Source organism: Bacterioplanoides sp. SCSIO 12839 (genome assembly GCF_024397975.1).
Taxonomy (GTDB): Bacteria; Pseudomonadota; Gammaproteobacteria; order Pseudomonadales; family Oceanobacteraceae; genus Bacterioplanoides.
This window is the reverse complement of record NZ_CP073745.1, coordinates 3,863,394-3,881,607: the sequence shown is the minus strand read 5'-3', so window position 1 is coordinate 3,881,607 and position 18,214 is coordinate 3,863,394. Positions and strand designations below refer to the sequence as shown.

The following is an 18,214-nucleotide window of genomic DNA, read 5'->3' as shown; positions in this document are numbered from 1 at the left end:
AAGGTTTAAGATTAAGAGGAACCGAAAATGAGCGGATCTATCGTACAGATCATCGGTGCCGTTATCGACGTGGAATTTCCACGCGACAGTGTACCTAAGGTCTACGACGCCCTGACCGTTGATGGTACTGAAACTACTCTGGAAGTTCAGCAGCAGCTGGGTGACGGCGTAGTTCGTACTATTGCAATGGGCTCAACAGAAGGTCTGAAACGTGACCTTCCTGTAACAAACACAAACGGTCCTATCTCTGTACCAGTTGGTACTGAGACTCTGGGTCGTATCATGGACGTGCTTGGCCGTCCTATCGACGAATGTGGTCCTATCGGTGAGAAAGAAGTTGCTTCTATTCACCGTGCAGCACCTACTTTCGACGAGCAATCAAACTCCACTGACCTGCTGGAAACCGGTATCAAGGTAATTGACCTGGTTTGCCCATTCGCTAAGGGTGGTAAAGTTGGTCTGTTCGGTGGTGCCGGTGTTGGTAAAACCGTAAACATGATGGAGCTGATTAACAACATTGCGAAGGCACACTCCGGTCTGTCTGTATTCGCAGGTGTTGGTGAGCGTACTCGTGAAGGTAACGACTTCTACTACGAGATGGCTGAATCCGGTGTTGTAGACCTGGAAAACAAGCCAAACTCTAAAGTAGCAATGGTTTACGGCCAGATGAATGAGCCTCCAGGTAACCGTCTGCGTGTTGCTCTGACGGGTCTGACCATGGCTGAGAAGTTCCGTGACGAAGGTAAAGACGTACTGTTGTTCGTTGACAACATCTACCGTTACACCCTGGCGGGAACCGAAGTATCTGCACTGTTAGGCCGTATGCCTTCAGCGGTAGGTTACCAGCCAACTCTGGCAGAAGAGATGGGCGTACTTCAGGAGCGTATTACCTCCACGAAGACTGGCTCTATTACTTCTATCCAGGCGGTATACGTACCTGCGGATGATATGACTGACCCAAGCCCGGCGACTACTTTCGCTCACTTGGACTCTACCGTATCTCTGTCTCGTGACATCGCTTCTAAAGGTATTTACCCAGCGATCGACCCACTGGCGTCTACTTCTCGTCAGCTGGATCCACTGGTTATCGGTAACGAACATTACGACTGCGCTCGTGGCGTTCAGGGTGTACTGCAGCGTTATAAAGAGCTGAAAGACATCATTGCGATTCTGGGTATGGACGAACTGTCCGACGAAGATAAGCAGCTGGTTGCCCGTGCACGTAAGATCGAGCGTTTCCTGTCTCAGCCATTCCACGTGGCAGAGATCTTCACTGGTGCGCCTGGTAAATACGTGTCTCTGAAAGAAACCATCCGTGGTTTCCAGGGCATCCTGAATGGTGAATTCGATGAACTGCCAGAACAAGCGTTCTACATGGTAGGTACCATCGACGAAGCTATTGAGAAAGCGAAAAACATGTAATTGGGCTGGCGGCTCACCACTCACTGAGTAGCGAGTCGCCTCTCTAACTGAGGATACGACTATGGCGATTACCGTCCACTGCGATATCGTCAGCGCCGAAGAGAACCTGTTCTCTGGCCTGGTAGAACGCGTAGTAGCTCACGGTGAACTGGGTGATCTGGGTATTGAACCTGGCCACACAGCACTGCTGACTCCGCTGAAACCTGGTCCAATCCGCATTGTTAAACAAGGCGGTGAAGAAGAGGTTGTTTACGTCTCTGGCGGTTATCTGGAAGTACAGCCCAATTGTGTTTCTGTTCTGGCTGATACCGCTGTTCGCGCTGGTGACATCGACGAAGCAGCTGCAATTCAGGCAAAAGAACACGCACTGAAAGCCATGGAAAATCAGGGTGCAGACTTTGATTACTCCCGTGCGCTTACTCAGCTGGCCGAGGCCGCAGCACAACTGCGTACTATCCAGCAGATCCGTGAGAAACTGGGCAAGCACTAAGTCACCCAGATTTGATACGAATAAAGAACCCGCTCTGTGCAAACAGCGCGGGTTTTTTTATTGTTTACGAGATGATCGCTAAGTTACGTGTTTTAAGTAATATGATTTACAATACGCTTAATCGTACTATTGAAAGCACTTTAGGGGTTCAACATGCAAAGTATTACTGCCAATGAGCTGAAAACCAAAGGTATTGGTGTGATTGAATCCAGTGTTTCTGAAACCGGCGAAGCCATCATCAGCGTGCGTGGCAAAAACCGCTATGTTGTTCTGGATATTGAAGAATACGAAAAGTACCGCGAGTATGAGCTGGAAGTCGCATTGCAGCAAACCAAAGCGGATATCGCGGCCGGGCATTATCAGGCTGAAAGCGTTGAACAACACATGAAGCGTATGGATGATGATTCGTGACTTACCGGCTGCTTTTCTCAGACAGCTATAACAAACGAGCGAAGAAGTTCTTAAAGCGACATCCACAAATACGCAGCCAATATCAGAAAACGCTGGAACTACTTACTCTCAACCCTCTCCATCCGTCACTGAGACTACATAAACTGAGTGGTCGACTGGAAGGCCTCTCATCTGTCTCTATTAATATGCGTTACCGCATCACCTTATACTTTGAGATCACGGAAGAAGGCATCGTGTTAGTGGATATCGGAGATCACGATCAGGTGTACTAACTAACGTGAGAAACTCTGCTACCGCCTCACGGATAGGAGCTTCGTTAAATGACGCCATAAAAAACCTCGGACAGTGGATACTGACCGAGGTTTTGTTTATGTGGCTAAAGGTGCTGATCAGCCTTATAGCTCTTAACCCTGCTGCAGCAGTGAGATATCCGCAATGGCAATAAACAAGCCCTGAAGCTGTTTCAGCAGCGCCAGACGGTTGTTTTTAACCGCTTCGTCATCCGCCATCACCATGACGTTATCGAAGAAAGCATCAACTGCATCGCGCAGGCCAGCTAAAGAAGCTAATGCTTCTTTGTATTTAGCGTCGGCTAATAATGGCTGCACTTCAGTTTGTTTTTCAGCAACCTGAGTAGCCAGTACTTTCTCTGCATCTTCGCTTAACAGCGCTTCGTTAACGTCTGCAACAACAGCTTCACCACCGTTTTTAGCAAGGATGTTAGAAACACGTTTATTGGCTGCTGCCAGTGCTTGCGCTTCCTCCATGGCAGAGAAGCTGTTAACCGCTTGTACGCGGTTGTTGATGTCCAGTGCGTTGGTAACGCCTAAAGCACGTACCGACTGGAATACTTCCGCAGAAATACCTTCGTCTTTATACCAGGCCGAGAAACGCTCCAGCATATATTCGGTCAGGGTAGCTTTGGTTTCTGCTTTCGGGGCAGTTTCCCAATTCGCTTCAAGCGCCCAATCAATTAATTGGCCTAAATCGATATCGATTTCTTTTTCCACCAGAATACGCAGCACACCCAGAGACGCACGACGTAATGCGAATGGGTCTTTAGAACCGGTTGGGATTTGGCCTAAACCAAACAGGCCAACCAGGCTGTCGATACGATCCGCCAGTGCTACACATAAACCCGCTTGGGTAGCAGGCAGCTCGTCACCGGCGAAGGCAGGCATATATTGTTCCTGCATTGCTGCAGCAACGTCAGCGTGCTCGCCATCACCCTGCGCGTAATAAGTACCAGCGATACCTTGCAGGTCGGTGAATTCATACACCATGTCGGTTAACAAATCGGTTTTACACAGCTTGGCTGCACGCTGCGCTAATGCGTTATCAGCACCAATAGCCGTAGCCACTTTATCGGCTAATGCACCGATGCGATCGGTTTTCGCTTTTAAGGTGCCCAGCTTGTTAACCCAAACAATGGTATCCAGTTTTTCGTAACGGCTTTCCAGAGTTTTCTTACGATCGGTGTCCCAGAAGAAAGCAGCATCCGCCAGGCGTGGGCGAATCACTTTTTCGTTACCTTCGATCACCTGTTGCGGATCTTTCGATTCGATATTGGTCAGGGTGATAAAGATTGGCTTCAACTTGCCTTCTTTGTCTTCGACATGAAAATACTTCTGGTGCTCTTTCATCGAAGAAACCAGTGCTTCACTTGGTACACGAAGGAAGTCTTCATCGAAGTTACCCGCCAACGCAGTTGGCCATTCGTTCAGGCCGGTGACTTCGTCTAACAGGTCTTCGTCGATAATGGCAACGCCACCCACTTCTTCGCCTTTAGCAGTCACTTGCTGGCGAATGAGTTCTTTACGCTCGTTGTAATCAACAATTACGAAAGCATCACGCATCGCTTGCTGATAATCGGCGCTGGAATTAATCGTGATGTCTTTATTGGCGTGGAAGCGGTGGCCACGAGACTGGTTGCCCGCTTTAGCCCCGAGAATTTCTGCTTCAACCACTTGCTCACCGAATAACATGACTAACCATTGTACCGGGCGAACGAATTCGTTACGGCTTGAGCCCCAACGCATACGCTTGGCGATAGGCAATTTATCCAGAGAGGTCTGAACAATACTTTCCAGCAGTTCAGTAGTCGCTTTACCCTCGATTCGACGGGAAACTTTTAACTTGCCGTTTTCTTCGGTAGCGTCAGACAGATCAATACCGGCTTTTTTAGCGAAACCTTCAGCGGCTTTGGTTGGCTTACCGTCGGCATCGAATGCGATATTGGCCGGTGGACCCCACAGCACGTCATCACGATCATCTTGTTTTTCAGCCAGATTGTTTACCACAACAGCCAGACGACGAGGTGATGCAAAAGATATCACTTCAATACCATTTGCCAGGCCCGCTTCTTTCAAGCCATCTTCGATACCGGCAGTGAAGGCATCGCTTAATTTTTTCAGTTGAGTTGGTGGTAATTCTTCAGTACCTAATTCCACCAGAAAACTTTTTGTTAAATTCGTTTGCGTGCTCATTTCCAATTCCCCTCGCTCTTATTTCGCAGCTGCTTTCTTGGCTTCTTTTGCTGCTTTTTTAGCAGCCTTCTCTGCGGCTTCTTTTTCTGCAGCGGCGGCTAATGCCAGCACTTCTTTGCGCAGATCTTCAGGAGCCAGAGGGAACTCAAGAGCACGACGGGATTGGAAATACGCTTCGGCTACGGAACGCGCCAAAGTACGTACGCGCAGGATATAACCCTGACGCTCGGTCACGGAAATCGCGTGACGGGCATCCAGCATGTTGAATGCGTGGGATGCCTTTAAAACTTTTTCATAAGCCGGCAGAGCCAGACCCGCTTCGATCAGGCGAGCACAATCTTTTTCGTGCTGTTCGAACGCCTGGAATAAGAAATCAACGTCAGCGTGTTCGAAGTTGTAGGCCGACATTTCCACTTCGTTCTGGTGGAATACATCGCCATAAGTCACAGGCTTGCCATCCGGGCCATAACACCAAACCAGATCGTAGATGGAATCTACTTCCTGCAGGTACATAGCAATACGTTCCAGGCCATAAGTGATCTCACCGGTTACCGGATAACATTCCAGACCACCCACTTGCTGGAAGTAAGTGAACTGAGTCACTTCCATGCCGTTTAACCACACTTCCCAGCCAAGACCCCAGGCGCCCAGCGTTGGCGATTCCCAGTTGTCTTCTACGAAACGGATATCGTGAACGTTGGTATCGATGCCCATCACTCGCAGGGATTCCAGATACTTGTCCTGAATATCCAGCGGCGAAGGCTTCATTACGACCTGAAATTGGTAGTAGTGCTGCAGACGGTTCGGGTTCTCACCATAGCGGCCGTCAGTCGGACGGCGACATGGCTGAACATACGCTGAGTTCCAGGACTCAGGGCCAATCGCACGTAAGAAGGTCGCGGTGTGGAAGGTGCCGGCGCCCACTTCCATATCAATCGGTTGGTTGATAACACAGCCCTGTTCGGACCAGAACTCTTGCAGGGCAGCAATCAGGCCCTGGAAGGTTTTAATATCGTGGCGGCTTTGTTCAGACACTGCTCGACCTTCTTATGTTTCGAATTGGGTGGGTTGATCTGCGATCATTCAGTTGGTTGTACCAAACTTGTGTGGCAGAAAAACGAAAGGCGGAGATTATAGCAGTGGAGGGCCTTCTAAGGTAGATACAGCCTGACTTCAGCACCGGCAATCTGGTGGTTGGATGATTGTTGGTTACCGATTTCACTGCGACCTTTGATTTCACCTCGTTGGTGATGCTCGCAGATGAGTTGCACAAAGTATAACCCCAGGCCGCCGGCATCGGATTTGGTGCTGATCGCATCGCCGTCCAGCACTTCTGCGGGAAACCCCGGGCCATTATCACGCACCCGGATTTCCAGTCCTGCCGCACATTCATCCGCATGTAAGGTAATACGGCTGGCACCTGCCTGAGCACTGTTGGTGATCAGGGTCACCAGCGCTAACTGAAGCAGTGTCTCGTTGTAGAACCCCTGACAATCGATATCGGTGCTGTTTTCGAAATGAATGGTTGGAAATTGCAGGCTGGTGGCTTCAATGGCATCGCTGATGGTATCGCGTGGCCAGGCATCGTCCATGGGGAAATGACCGGTTCCTTTCAGGCGACTTTCCTGAAAACGATACAGCGTTATCAGTTGCAGTGAGTCGTTTTTCAGGCGGTTAGTGCGCTGCAAAATCGGCGTTAATTGTTTGTGATATTGCTCAGGAATCCGGCTTAAGGCTTCCTGTTCAAAATCCAATAACGACTGCAGCTGATTTTTTAAATCATGCACAACCGCGGCCTGAAGTTGGCTCAGTTTCATATACCGGCCGCCCTTTTTAAACGGGTGTAGGTCTGTTTCAGTTTATTGTAGCGGGCAAAACGCTCGTCGCTTTCCCCGATTGGACCAATGCGTTTAAACAGCTGATAACAGTCTTTTAACTGGGAGACATCCATTTGTTGATCTTCGATATAACTGATTTTTGCCTGGATGGCATTCAGTAGAACGCTGACGCCGGCTTCTTCATAGCTGGTGGCGTTATCAAATGCGCTGATGGCTTCTTCCAGCAAGCCTTTTTCATAGGCAGCAACCCCCTGGCTATTGAGATCCGCAGCGTACTCACGAATCGCAATTTCGTTCAGATTTCCTTCCAGTGTTTCGAGTCGTTGGCTGTCGCTGCCACTCAGGCCATCTGCTTTAAGCTTGTTCATCAGCTTTTTCGCTTTTACGTGCTGCCCTGTGTCTATATACGCTTCAGTCATCATTAGTTGCTGATCGGTATCTGGCTGAGAGATTTGTTCTAATAACTCTTCCGCGCGGTTGGCCGATTGTCTGGCGCCATCGCTGTTATTGGTACTGAGATGGGTTTTACCTTCAACAATACTGGTTTCAAACATCACCTCGGTTTCACCGGCGTAGTCCTGGCGCAGTTCATCAATCACGCGGAATGCTTTATCAATTTTGTTTTTATTCGCGCGGCTTTTGTCATCACTGATGTGGTGTTGAACGGCATGAGCAAACTGCAGGTAATTGCGTGAGTTTTTATAGCAGGAGTGGCGCCCCAAGCGGATGGCCTGCTCGAATGCTTCTTCTGCCACATCAAAACTTTCGTTCTGATAAGCCAGTTTGCCCAACTCCATTTGTCGTAAAACGGCTTTGGGGGAGATCTCAACCGCTTTTTCTAACTGCTTTTGCGCTAATTGATACTTGCCCTGAGATTGCATAATGCGGGCGGCCCAGTCGTAACACTGAACATACATCGGGTGCTGCTGCAGGTTTTGTTTCAACAGAGCCAGCGCACTGTCGGAATCGCCCAGATAATGAATACAAATGGCTTGCCCTAACCTGGCCCAGGATACCGAGCGGATATTCAATAACTCGGAATAGATCTTAATGGCATCATTGAAGCGCTTTTGACGAATATACAACTTACCCAGAATGCGGGTGATGGGCATCAGCAGTTTGGGTTGTTGTTGCAACAGGTGTTCCGCCAGGACAATTGCTTTGTCCGTTTCTCTGGCATCCACGGCGACATTAACCGGATCCAGTTGTGCTTTGACATTGAGGATACGGGTTAAGCGTTCACGCAGCATATTTAACGTAAAGGGTTTGGTGATATAAGCATCGGGCTCATATTCCAATGCCCCCATCACCATATCGACAGCATTTTCACCGGTCACCAGTACAAACAGAGAGGTGGCTTTAAGGCGATGTGAATAGCGGGCTTCTTCCAGTATTTGCTGCCCATCTTTGCCTTTTCCCAGATTGTAATCGGAGAACACCATGTCGTAGTGATGCTCCTGAATAAAGCCGGATGCCTCACGACCATCGGTTGCTGTGTCGAGATGCTGGCAACCCAGCGTTGTCAGCATCTTCTTCAGAGAACTGCGCGCTTCAACCAGATCGTCGACGATAAGAATACGTTTATCTTTAAGGGAATTTTCCAGATTAATCATAAGCCACCCAACGTGTGTTCTTTGAGTCTAGCAGGCAACTGAGAAACTACCTGAGCAAGGGTGTTTCTACTTGCGCGGGCAGTATCAGGCCGTAAACTGCAGGCATTGATTAATACAGAGGTGTGATGTGAATTCTTTCCTGGGTTATCTGGCCATTGGCTTTATTCGTTTATTGGGCAGCATTTCATTGTCTGCCGCTCAATCAGTGGGAGCCCTGATTGGCAAAATGTTGCTGGCCCGGCGCACCCGCAGCCGCGAAGTGGCGCGCGTGAATCTGTCACTGGTGTATCCGGATAAAACTGAATCCGAACGTGAATTGCTGTTGCGCGATACCCTGATTGAAAATGGCAAAGCCATGGCTGAAACCGGGCCGATGTGGGGGTATGAGCCAACAAAAACCGCCGCCATGATTCGCCAGGTTCATGGTGAAGCGCTGTACGATGAATTGATGCAACATGATGGTGGCAAGCTGGTTTTAGCCCCACACCTGGGCAACTGGGAGATTATTAACAATTATTTTGCCAAGCGTCAGCATGACATCACCATCATGTATCGCCCGGCTAAGATGCCGACCTTTAACGAATGGATGGTAAGTCGTCGTGAAGGCATTGGCTGCAAACTGGTACCAACGACTCGTGCCGGTGTGATGGGGCTGTTTTCGACGTTGAAACAAGGTGAGTTGGTTGGTTTTCTGCCCGATCAGGAGCCTCGCCGCCAAAGTGGTGTGTTTGCTGATTTTATGGGGGTTTCTACGCTGACCCCAAAATTACCGCATGAAATGATGAAAAAAACCGGTGCTAAGGCCATCTATGCGTTTGCTAAGCGTCTGCCGGATGCACAAGGGTTTGATATTTATTTTGTGAAGCCGGATGAGGAGTTGTACTCCGATGTTGCCGAAGTATCGGCAGCGTCAATGAATCGGGGGATTGCCGAGTGTATTGCTCTGTGTCCGGAGCAATACCAGTGGACGTACAAGCGCTTTAAGCGTCAGCCGGACGAGCAGCCTAATCCTTATAAAGTTGCCAAAGTACCTTAAGCTGAGTGCTGAATTAAAAGCAGCTTAAACAGAGTGTTTTGAATCCGAGACGGCTTTATCAATAGCCCCAATGCTCCCGTGGCTTTGGGGCTTTTTAATAGTTAGCTACGCCAGAACGCAGGGCTGATTAATACCAGTAAGGTGAAAATTTCCAGTCGGCCCAGCAACATGGTTAACGACAGTATCCACTTGGCGGCGTCGCTGATATTGCCGTAATGCGCGGCTACTTCACCCAATCCGGGTCCAAGGTTATTCAGGCAAGCGCCCACGGCAGAGAAGGCCGTCACGTGATCCAACCCAGTGGCTAACAAGGCCAGCATCATCACCATATAAGTAATCACGTACACCGCGAAGAACCCCCACACGGCTTCCAACACCCGCTCGGATACCGACTGCTTACCAATTTTCACCGGAATAATGGCGTTGGGGTGAATCAGCCGTTTAATTTCACGCATACCTTGCTTGTGAATTAATAACACCCGAATCACCTTCATGCCGCCACCGGTAGAGCCGGCACAGCCACCAATAAAGGCCATCATAAACAGCAATACCGGCAAAAAGACCGGCCATACAGAGAAGTCGGCGGTACCAAACCCCGTGGTAGTAGCCACCGAAACAACTTCAAAAATGCCGTATCGTAGCGAATCTTGCCAGCCGTAGGTGTTGGTTAAATACAACGCAGGAATGGTCAGCAAAATGCCGCCACCAATCACCAGAAAGAAGAACTTCAATTCAGAGTCAGCCAGAAAATGCCCCAGTGAGCGGTTACGCCAGGCATAAAAGTGCAGAGCAAAGTTGAGTGATGACACCAGCATAAAAAACACCGCAATCATCTCAATCACAGCGCTGTCAAAGTATCCCAGCGAAGCATCGTGGGTGGAGAAGCCACCAATCGCAACCGTGGCAAAGGCATGGCCAATGGCATCAAAAGCACTCATGCCAGCAATCCAATAACCCAGCCCGCAGGCAATGGTGAGCATTAGGTAGATATACCACAATGCCTTAGCGGTTTCGGTGATGCGTGGTGTCAGTTTGGAATCTTTTAGTGGCCCCGGGGTTTCCGCCCGGAATAGCTGCATACCACCAATACCCAGCATCGGTAATACCGCCACGGCCAATACAATAATCCCCATACCGCCCAGCCACTGCAGCTGTTGGCGATACCAGAGAATGGATTTAGGCAGCTCATCCAGGCCTGTCATCACGGTGGCACCGGTAGTGGTCCAACCCGATAAAGACTCAAAAAAAGCGTCGGTAAAACTCAGTCCGGGGTTTTCTGCCAGCATAAACGGGAAGGTGCCGGAAAAGGCCAGTACCAGCCAGAACAGTACCGTGATCACAAAACCGTCGCGGGTGCGTAATTCGTGGCGTACATGGCGCACCGGCAGCCAGCTCATAAAACCAATGCCGAAGGTGAGCAACAAGGCAGAGGCAAATGCCTGGGTGGCTCCGTCGTTGTACCACATGGAAATGAGCAGTGGTGGCAGTGTGGTGAGGCTGAACAACATCAGGAAGATGCCCAGCACCCGGGCGATCACATTAAAATGCATCAGAAGAACCCTAACCCCACCTGGAACAAACGCTCAACATCAGGAATATGGCGTTTATCCATCACGAACAAAATGACGTGGTCATTGGATTCCACCACCAGTTTGGAGGTGGCCATAATTACTTCATCACCGCGCACAATGGCACCAATGGTGGTGGCGGGTGGCAGCGGAATGTCATGGATCGGGCGGCCCACCACTTTCGATGAACCCTGGTCACCATGGGCGATGGCCTCGATGGCTTCGGCGGCACCACGACGCAGGGAGTGGACGTTTACCACATCGCCACGACGAACGTGGGTTAATAACGAGCCGATGGTGGCCTGCTGCGGTGAAATAGCGACGTCAATCATGCCGCCTTGTACCAGATCGACGTAAGCCGATTTATTAATCAGTGTCATGACTTTACGCGCACCGGAGCGCTTCGCCAGCAAGGACGACATGATGTTGGTTTCGTCATCGTTGGTCAGTGCACAAAATACATCGGTGTTTTCGATGTTTTCTTCTTCCAACAAGGTTTTGTCGGTGGCTGAGCCAAGCAATACCACCGTACGGTCGAGGTTTTCACTGAGGAACTGCGCACGATCATGGTTGAACTCAATCAGTTTCACCTGATAGTCACGCTCCAGCTGTTTGGCCAGGCGATAACCGATATTACCGCCACCAGCGATGATGATGCGTTTATACGAATCTTCGGCGCGGCGCAGTTCACTCATCACTTTTTTGATGTGATGTTTGGCCGCCACGAAGAACACTTCATCGTCAGCTTCTACTACGGTTGAGCCGGTTGGCTCAATCGCCTGGCCTCGACGGAAGATCGCCGCCACCCGGGCATTGGTATCCGGCAAGTGGGTTTTCAGGGTTTTTACATCCTGACCAACTAACGGGCCACCGTAATAGGCTTTCACCGCCACCAGCTGCACCTTGTTATCAGCGAAGTCGAGTACTTGCAACGCACCCGGATATTGCAATAAACGGCTGATGTAGTTGGTCACCACTTTTTCGGGTGAAATTAATACATCGATAGGAAAGGCTTCGTTACGGAACAAGTCAGCCTGTTTCAGATACGCAGCAGAACGGATACGGGAGATCTTGGTGGGCGTTCGGAACATGGTGTAGGCCACCTGACACGCCACCATATTGGTTTCGTCCGAGTTGGTGACGGCCACCAGCATATCGGCGTCATCGGCACCGGCATCGGCCAGAATTTGAGGGTACGAGCCGCGGCCTTTCACCGTTTTAATATCAATGCGATCCTGCAATTCACGTAAGCGTTTGGAATCGGTATCAATGACGGTGATATCGTTTTGTTCATTGGCGAGGTTTTCAGCCAACGTACCACCAACCTGGCCTGCACCTAAGATTATAATTTTCATGATGTACGTCCCTGTACATCACCCTGACGGGCAGCCTGCGGCTGTGCAAAAAAGCTATCCTGCTGTTTTGTCACTGGCTGAATGTGGCTATATTTCATCGCGCTCTTTAACCTTTCACCAATAAGGCATAAAAGAAACCATCATGACCGTTTTCCTGCGGAAACAGCTGTTGTCCGGCATTACAGGCCACTCCCGGCAGCTTGTCCAGACCTGGCAGTGCTTGCAGGGAGATTTCCTGTCCTGCCTCAAGTTTGTCGGCAACAAAGCGTTCAATCTGATCGCTGTTTTCCTGCGGTAATACCGAACAGGTGGCGTATAACAAACGGCCACCGGGCTTTAATAAATCCCACGCAGTATTCAGCAGTTGCGCCTGTACGTCGGCCAGTTGAGCAATATCATCGCTGCGGCGTAATAATTTGATATCCGGGTGGCGACGAATCACGCCGGTCGCGGAACACGGTGCATCCAGCAGGATGGCATCGTATTGCAGGCCTTCCCACCATTCGTCGGTGTTTGCCATATCAGCACACACCACACTGGCAGACAGCCCGGTGTCGTTACCAAACAGGCCTAAGCGTTCGAGGTTTTCTTCCACCCGCTCCAGTCGCGATGCTTCCAGATCCAGTGCGGTGACCGCACAGTCTGCGGCTTCCAGTAGTGCACAGGTTTTACCACCAGGTGCAGCACAGGCGTCGAGGATATTTTCGCCTGGCTGCGGTGCCAGAATCAGCGAGGCTAATTGCGCCGCTTCGTCCTGAACGCTGACATCACCATCCTCAAACCCAGGCAGCTGAGTTACGTCGCAAGATTGTGCGAGGTAAATACCAAAGGGCGCAAATTCTGCCGGGTGTGCTTCAATACCGGCTTGTTGCAGGCGCTGCAGGTAGTCTTCGCGCGAACCGTGACGCTGATTCACGCGCAAGCATAATGGCGGGCGCTGGTTGTTCTGAGTAAACACTTCAGCCCAGTGCTCCGGCCAGGCTTTTTTCATCATTTTCAGCAGCCATTTAGGATGGCTGGTGGCGGTGACGGGATTATCTTCCAGTGGTGCTGTCAGGCTTTCGTACTCACGGCCGTAGCGTCGCAGGCAGGCATTCACTACTGATTTGGCGTAGCCCTTGCCCATCTCTTCGCAGACATCAACGGTGGCATGAACCGCGGCATGAGGCGCTTTTTTCTGAATTTCCAACTGGTATAAACCAATCACCATCAGCGCGTGCAGATCCTGATCTTCTTCACCAAACGGTGTTTTTAACAGCATCTTGGCAATGGCATTCAGGCGCTGAAAATAACGACAGCTGCCCAATGCTAAATCGCGCAGAAAACCACGATCATCATCACTGACCCGGGCTTCCAGTGGTGGCAGTGCCTGATTCAGTGATTGCCCGGACATAACCTGAAACAGCGCCTGAGTGGCTGCATAACGGGCGGAAATCTGAGTGGACGATGCCTTACCGTATAATTGCTTCACAGTTCAGACGCCAACACGTAGTTAGGTTGGAACAGGTTCGGCTGACCGTTAATAACATCGGCGACCATCATGGCTTTTTTGCCCGCCAGCTGAATCTGCTCCAGGCGTAGCACACCGTCGGCACAAGCGACTTCAATCCCGTCAGCGGTGACGTTGGCAATGGTGCCCGGTTGCAGCTGCGTGACTTTTTCCAGTGCGCTGGCCTTCAGCACCCGAATGCGGTCATTGCCTAATAAAGTAAACGCCACCGGAAACGGGTTAAACGCCCGCACCCGCAGGGCTAAGGTTTCTGCACTTTGTGCCCAGTCGAGCAAGGCTTCTTCTTTTTTCAGTTTGTGGGCGTAGTTGGCCTGAGCATCGTTCTGTTGCTCTGGTTGTAACTCACCGGCTTCCAGATGCTGCAGGGTTGTCAGCAATGAATCCGGGCCCATGTCGGCCAGGCGATCATGCAGACTGCCGCCGGTGTCATCAAGGCTGATGCCGGTGGTGACCTTATGCAGCATATCGCCAGTATCCAGACCAATGTCCATCTGCATAATGGTGATGCCAGTGAGCTTATCACCGGCTTCGATACAACGCTGAATCGGAGCCGCACCACGCCAGCGGGGCAGCAATGAAGCATGTACGTTGAGGCAACCGTGTTTAGGCGCTTCCAGCACAGGCTGTGGCAACAACAAGCCATAAGCCACCACAATCATCACATCGGCGCTCAGGTCTTTTAACTGCTGTACATCCGCCGGGTCTTTAAAGTTCAGTGGCTGATACACGGCAATGTCGTGTTCCAGTGCGACCTGTTTGACCGGACTGGGTTGCAGCTTTTTACCGCGGCCAGCCGGGCGATCGGGTTGGCTGTAAACGGCAATCACATCGTGCTCGCTGTCGATTAACGCACGCAGGTGAACGGCGGCAAAGTCCGGTGTCCCGGCAAAAACAATTTTTAAAGACATAAGGTTCTTTCTGACTGGGGGATGTCTGGGCGCCGCTTATTTACGACGCGCTTCCAACTTGTGTTTTTTGTCGAGCTTTTCTTTGATGCGCTTGCGCTTCAGTGGTGACACATAATCCACCATCAGTTTGCCTTCCAGGTGGTCAACTTCGTGTTGAATACATACCGCCAGCAGACCACGGCATTCCAGTTCAAACGCTTTGCCATCACGATCCAGCGCTTTAACTAAGCAATGTTCGATACGGGTCACTTCTTCGTAGAAACCAGGAACGGATAAACAACCTTCCTGCATCGACTCTGGCTCACCTTCGAGCACGGTGATTTCCGGGTTAATAAATACCAGTGGCTCGCTTTTATCTTCTGACACATCAATAGTGATGATGCGTTCGTGGATATCCACCTGAGTGGCCGCCAGGCCAATGCCGGGCGCGTCGTACATGGTTTCAAACATGTCGTCGACAATGTTGCGGATGCGCTCATCAACGTTGGTAACCGGTTGGGCAACGGTACGAAGTTTCGGATCCGGAAATTCTAAAATAGGAAGTAAGGCCATAATGACTCATCAATGCAAATAACGCTTTTGGGGCTGAGCCCCTGTATATCTGTTCGTAAACTGCTTGTGTTCGTGAACTGCTTATAGAAAACAACGGCAATCACTTGCTACACTGCGATGATGAGTGAACTAAGGGTCGCCAACGACTAATAATAAAGGGAATACAGGATGAGCAAAACCTTAAAGCGCCTTCTCTTTGCCGGTTTGATATCGGTTTCGGCTACGGCAGCGGCATTGGAGGTTAAATCTGATGCACCACAGCGCTATGTGGTTAAGGATGGCGATACGTTGTGGGGTATTGCTGAACGTTATACCGATGATGCCTGGCAATGGCCGGAGATCTGGTATCAGAATAATCAGATTAAAGATCCACACCTGATTTTCCCGGGCGATGTGATTGGTCTGGTGACCATTAATGGTGAAACCAAAGCAACCGTGATGAAGCGTGGAGCTGCCAGCCGTACGGTTAAGTTGTCCCCTGGCAATGTGAAACTTCAGCCAACCGCGCGTATTGAGCCAATTGAATCGGCAATTCCGGCAATTCCGCTGGATGCCATTCGTGGATTCCTGCGTGACCACCGGGTGGTTGAAACCAAAGAACTGAACACTGCACCGCGCATTTTAGCCGGTGACGATGGTCACCTGGTGATGGGCGCTGGTAATCGTGTGTATGCCCGTGGCGATTATGGTGATGAACCGGCCGCAGCCTACGGTGTGTTCCGTCAGGGGCAGGTATACCGTGATCCGGAAACCAAAGAAGTGTTGGGCCTTGAAGCGTTGGAAGTGGGCCTGGCTCGTGTTAACGCCGTCGATGGCGATATTATGACGCTGATTCTTGAGCGTACGACCCAGCAGGTGAATGTGGGCGATCGCTTATTAGAGACGGAAGATCGTGAACTGATCACCCGTTATTATCCAAAACCGCCTTCGCGGGATGTCACTGGTCAGATTCTGGCGGTGTCGGGTGGTGTGACTCAGGTGGGTCAGTACGATGTTGTGGTGATTAACCGGGGTGAGCGTGATGGTATCGAGCCTGGCTCGGTACTGTTGATCGAAAAAGCGGGTAACGTGGTTTACGACAAAATCGCGGGTGAAAAAGTCCGCTTGCCAAATACTCGCGCTGGCACTTTGATGGTGTTCCGCACCTTTGAAAAATTGTCTTATGCGCTGGTGATGCGCGCAACCAGTCCTCTGCGTGTTGCCGATCAGTTTGTAACACCTTAGACCAAGGAGGTCGTTATGCTCAGGGAAGAGCTGTTAAAAGCCTGGTGGAAGCTCAGTAAAATTCCTGGTATTGGTCGGGTAACGCTGGGTGACATTCGTCAGCAGCTCTCCCATCCTAATGACTTGTTACAATGCTCACCTGAGCAACTGGTTGCCATGGGATTGAATCCGGAAGCCGCTCAGCGCTGGCACTCGGATACTTCGTTGCTGGAAGGTTTTGATGTGCTGCAGAACTGGTGCAGTTTCAAAGGTTACGGGGTTTTATTAGCGGGTGTTGATCCTTATCCACAAGCACTGGCGGCACTGCGTGATGCGCCAACCATTCTTTATTACCACGGCAATATCGACTGCTTATCCAAGCCCATGGTGGCGATGGTAGGTAGCCGTAAACCCTCTGAGTATGGTGCCCGTTGGGCACAACAAACGGCTCAGGAACTGGCCGCTGCCGGTGTAACGGTTGTTAGTGGTCTGGCAATGGGCATTGATGGTTATGTGCATCAGGGGGCGGTTGCTGCGGGTTCAACCATTGCTGTGATGGGCAGTGGCCCGGATGTGATTTATCCACAGCGTCATCTCGGATTAGCTCAGATGGTGATGCAGGATGGCTTGTTGTTATCCGAATTTCCACCGGGTACTCAGGCACAATCGCGCCACTTTCCATCACGCAACCGTATTATCAGTGGCTTAAGTTTAGCGACGGTTGTGGTCGAAGCAGCCGTTAAGAGTGGTTCGCTGATTACTGCCCATCAGGCGGCTGAACAAGGGCGCGAAGTGTTTGCCCTGCCCGGTATGGTCAGTAATCCGGTGAGTCATGGCTGCCACCAATTAATACGGGATGGTGCTTATTTGGTACAAAGTGCGGATGATATTTTGCTGGAATTGGGGCTCAAAGGTGAAAAGCCCTCACGTCAGAAGACCTTGGACTTCACTTCTGAGGCCAGTATTGAAACACTGGCCATGCCAACACTGAATATGCCCGATATTCCTGTGCTGGTAACACATATCGACTTTACCGCCACCAGTCCGGATCTGATCGCGATTCGCAGCGCTGTTGAAATGCAGCAACTCTTGCCCGAGCTGATGGAGTTGCAGTTAGCTGGCTGGATTACCCAGGTACCCGGTGGTTATCAGCGCCTGAAATAAGCTTGTCGCTGGTGGCCCCTTGGGGTAGTGTTCGGCTTCTGTTCATCATTATATTTCTTGTGTTCATCAATGAATAACTGGCATCTCCAGCAGGCGCGCCGTTGTGTCGAACAAGGTGGCGTGATTGCCTATCCGACCGAGGCCGTTTGGGGCCTTGGCTGTGACCCAACCAATGAAAGCGCGATTCAGCGCATTCTTGATATTAAAAAGCGCCCGTGGCAAAAAGGCATGTTGGTGGTAGCAGCTTCGCTGGATCAGCTGGATGACTATTTGTTGCCATTGTCGGCCGAGGATTTTAAGCAAGTGGATGCTACCTGGCCCGGCCCGGTAACCTGGGTATTGCCGTGTGAAGAACACGTGCCAGCGCCACTGCGTGGTGAACATAATACTCTGGCAGTACGTATCAGTGCACATCCACAGGTTCGGGCGCTATGTGAAGTCACAGGGCCTTTGGTGTCGACATCGGCCAATCCGGCCGGACGTGAACCGGCGCGCAGCATGGTTCAGCTGCGTCAGTATTTTTCCCCTTCAACGGTAAAGCGCCTGAAGGGTAATGATGTAATCGATTTTATTTTGCCTGGTCAGCTGGGCGGGCAAAAACAACCTTCTCAGATTCGCACGCTGGATGGCCAGATACTCCGTTAAGAGTTGGCCACAG

At 50.8% G+C, this 18,214-nt stretch carries 17 protein-coding genes; 8 read left to right on the top strand and 9 right to left on the bottom strand.

The annotated features are described in order from the left end of the window. The first annotated feature begins 27 nt into the window (after positions 1-27). From atpD to KFF03_RS17515, 4 genes are all read left to right on the top strand, one after another. Positions 28-1,422, top strand: a complete 1,395-nt coding sequence (atpD, locus tag KFF03_RS17530) for a F0F1 ATP synthase subunit beta (protein WP_255858215.1) — start codon at positions 28-30, stop codon at positions 1,420-1,422. Positions 1,423-1,483: 61 nt separating this feature from the next. Further along, entirely contained in the window at positions 1,484-1,912 is a 429-nt protein-coding gene (locus KFF03_RS17525; RefSeq protein WP_255858214.1) for a F0F1 ATP synthase subunit epsilon, read from the top strand. A gap of 153 nt (positions 1,913-2,065) precedes the next feature. Then, on the top strand, positions 2,066-2,323 hold the full coding sequence (locus KFF03_RS17520) for a type II toxin-antitoxin system prevent-host-death family antitoxin (protein WP_255858213.1): 258 nt from the start codon (positions 2,066-2,068) through the stop codon (positions 2,321-2,323). Continuing rightward, on the top strand, positions 2,320-2,595 hold the full coding sequence (locus tag KFF03_RS17515) for a type II toxin-antitoxin system YafQ family toxin (protein WP_255858212.1): 276 nt from the start codon (positions 2,320-2,322) through the stop codon (positions 2,593-2,595). The genes KFF03_RS17520 and KFF03_RS17515 overlap by 4 nt, the downstream gene beginning before the upstream one ends. Positions 2,596-2,727: 132 nt before the next feature. Here the strand turns inward: KFF03_RS17515 and glyS are convergent, their stop codons facing one another. The 4 genes from glyS to KFF03_RS17495 form a co-directional block, all read right to left on the bottom strand. After that, entirely contained in the window at positions 2,728-4,809 is a 2,082-nt protein-coding gene (gene glyS / locus KFF03_RS17510; protein WP_255858211.1) for a glycine--tRNA ligase subunit beta, read from the bottom strand. An 18-nt stretch (positions 4,810-4,827) separates the two neighbouring features. Beyond that, on the bottom strand, positions 4,828-5,844 hold the full coding sequence (glyQ, locus tag KFF03_RS17505) for a glycine--tRNA ligase subunit alpha (RefSeq protein WP_255858210.1): 1,017 nt from the start codon (positions 5,842-5,844) through the stop codon (positions 4,828-4,830). 116 nt (positions 5,845-5,960) lie between these two features. Continuing rightward, complete coding sequence (locus KFF03_RS17500; protein ID WP_255858209.1) at positions 5,961-6,626, bottom strand: sensor histidine kinase KdpD; 666 nt, start codon at positions 6,624-6,626, stop codon at positions 5,961-5,963. Next, a complete protein-coding gene (locus tag KFF03_RS17495) occupies positions 6,623-8,260 on the bottom strand; it encodes a tetratricopeptide repeat-containing response regulator (protein ID WP_255858208.1) in 1,638 nt (545 codons plus the stop codon). Before KFF03_RS17495 ends, KFF03_RS17500 begins: the two co-directional genes overlap by 4 nt. Positions 8,261-8,387: 127 nt before the next feature. Here KFF03_RS17495 and KFF03_RS17490 point away from each other — a divergent pair, with 127 nt between their 5' ends. Beyond that, the gene (locus KFF03_RS17490) at positions 8,388-9,296 is read left to right on the top strand and encodes a lysophospholipid acyltransferase family protein (RefSeq protein ID WP_255858207.1); all 909 of its coding nucleotides are present in this window, start codon (positions 8,388-8,390) and stop codon (positions 9,294-9,296) included. Positions 9,297-9,397: 101 nt separating this feature from the next. Here KFF03_RS17490 and KFF03_RS17485 read toward each other — a convergent pair whose 3' ends face one another. From KFF03_RS17485 to def, 5 genes are all read right to left on the bottom strand, one after another. Then, complete coding sequence (locus tag KFF03_RS17485; protein ID WP_255858206.1) at positions 9,398-10,846, bottom strand: TrkH family potassium uptake protein; 1,449 nt, start codon at positions 10,844-10,846, stop codon at positions 9,398-9,400. Next, entirely contained in the window at positions 10,846-12,219 is a 1,374-nt protein-coding gene (gene trkA, locus KFF03_RS17480; protein WP_255858205.1) for a Trk system potassium transporter TrkA, read from the bottom strand. Before trkA ends, KFF03_RS17485 begins: the two co-directional genes overlap by 1 nt. A gap of 106 nt (positions 12,220-12,325) precedes the next feature. Further along, a complete protein-coding gene (gene rsmB / locus KFF03_RS17475) occupies positions 12,326-13,690 on the bottom strand; it encodes a 16S rRNA (cytosine(967)-C(5))-methyltransferase RsmB (protein ID WP_255858204.1) in 1,365 nt (454 codons plus the stop codon). Next, positions 13,687-14,637 carry a methionyl-tRNA formyltransferase gene (fmt, locus tag KFF03_RS17470; protein WP_255858203.1) on the bottom strand — a complete coding sequence of 317 codons (951 nt, stop codon included), beginning with the start codon at positions 14,635-14,637 and terminating at the stop codon, positions 13,687-13,689. The genes rsmB and fmt overlap by 4 nt, the downstream gene beginning before the upstream one ends. Positions 14,638-14,673: 36 nt before the next feature. After that, positions 14,674-15,189: a peptide deformylase gene (gene def, locus KFF03_RS17465; RefSeq protein ID WP_255858202.1), complete on the bottom strand. Its 516-nt coding sequence runs from the start codon at positions 15,187-15,189 to the stop codon at positions 14,674-14,676. A 168-nt stretch (positions 15,190-15,357) separates the two neighbouring features. Here def and KFF03_RS17460 point away from each other — a divergent pair, with 168 nt between their 5' ends. The 3 genes from KFF03_RS17460 (at position 15,358) to KFF03_RS17450 (ending at position 18,201) form a co-directional block, all read left to right on the top strand. Next, a complete protein-coding gene (locus tag KFF03_RS17460) occupies positions 15,358-16,413 on the top strand; it encodes a LysM peptidoglycan-binding domain-containing protein (protein ID WP_255858201.1) in 1,056 nt (351 codons plus the stop codon). 15 nt (positions 16,414-16,428) lie between these two features. Beyond that, the gene (gene dprA, locus KFF03_RS17455; RefSeq protein ID WP_255858200.1) at positions 16,429-17,556 is read left to right on the top strand and encodes a DNA-processing protein DprA; all 1,128 of its coding nucleotides are present in this window, start codon (positions 16,429-16,431) and stop codon (positions 17,554-17,556) included. A 69-nt stretch (positions 17,557-17,625) separates the two neighbouring features. Then, a complete protein-coding gene (locus tag KFF03_RS17450; protein ID WP_255858199.1) occupies positions 17,626-18,201 on the top strand; it encodes an L-threonylcarbamoyladenylate synthase in 576 nt (191 codons plus the stop codon). Positions 18,202-18,214 lie beyond the last annotated feature (13 nt).

Coding starts and splice junctions, on each gene's coding strand:
- KFF03_RS17525 (WP_255858214.1), top strand. CDS start 1,484: ATGGCGATTACCGTCCACTGCGATATCGTCAGCGCCGAAGAGAACCTG.
- KFF03_RS17460 (WP_255858201.1), top strand. CDS start 15,358: ATGAGCAAAACCTTAAAGCGCCTTCTCTTTGCCGGTTTGATATCGGTT.
- atpD (WP_255858215.1), top strand. CDS start 28: ATGAGCGGATCTATCGTACAGATCATCGGTGCCGTTATCGACGTGGAA.
- KFF03_RS17495 (WP_255858208.1), bottom strand. CDS start 8,260: ATGATTAATCTGGAAAATTCCCTTAAAGATAAACGTATTCTTATCGTC.
- fmt (WP_255858203.1), bottom strand. CDS start 14,637: ATGTCTTTAAAAATTGTTTTTGCCGGGACACCGGACTTTGCCGCCGTT.
- KFF03_RS17485 (WP_255858206.1), bottom strand. CDS start 10,846: ATGCATTTTAATGTGATCGCCCGGGTGCTGGGCATCTTCCTGATGTTG.
- def (WP_255858202.1), bottom strand. CDS start 15,189: ATGGCCTTACTTCCTATTTTAGAATTTCCGGATCCGAAACTTCGTACC.
- KFF03_RS17520 (WP_255858213.1), top strand. CDS start 2,066: ATGCAAAGTATTACTGCCAATGAGCTGAAAACCAAAGGTATTGGTGTG.
- glyS (WP_255858211.1), bottom strand. CDS start 4,809: ATGAGCACGCAAACGAATTTAACAAAAAGTTTTCTGGTGGAATTAGGT.
- KFF03_RS17450 (WP_255858199.1), top strand. CDS start 17,626: ATGAATAACTGGCATCTCCAGCAGGCGCGCCGTTGTGTCGAACAAGGT.
- KFF03_RS17500 (WP_255858209.1), bottom strand. CDS start 6,626: ATGAAACTGAGCCAACTTCAGGCCGCGGTTGTGCATGATTTAAAAAAT.
- dprA (WP_255858200.1), top strand. CDS start 16,429: ATGCTCAGGGAAGAGCTGTTAAAAGCCTGGTGGAAGCTCAGTAAAATT.
- trkA (WP_255858205.1), bottom strand. CDS start 12,219: ATGAAAATTATAATCTTAGGTGCAGGCCAGGTTGGTGGTACGTTGGCT.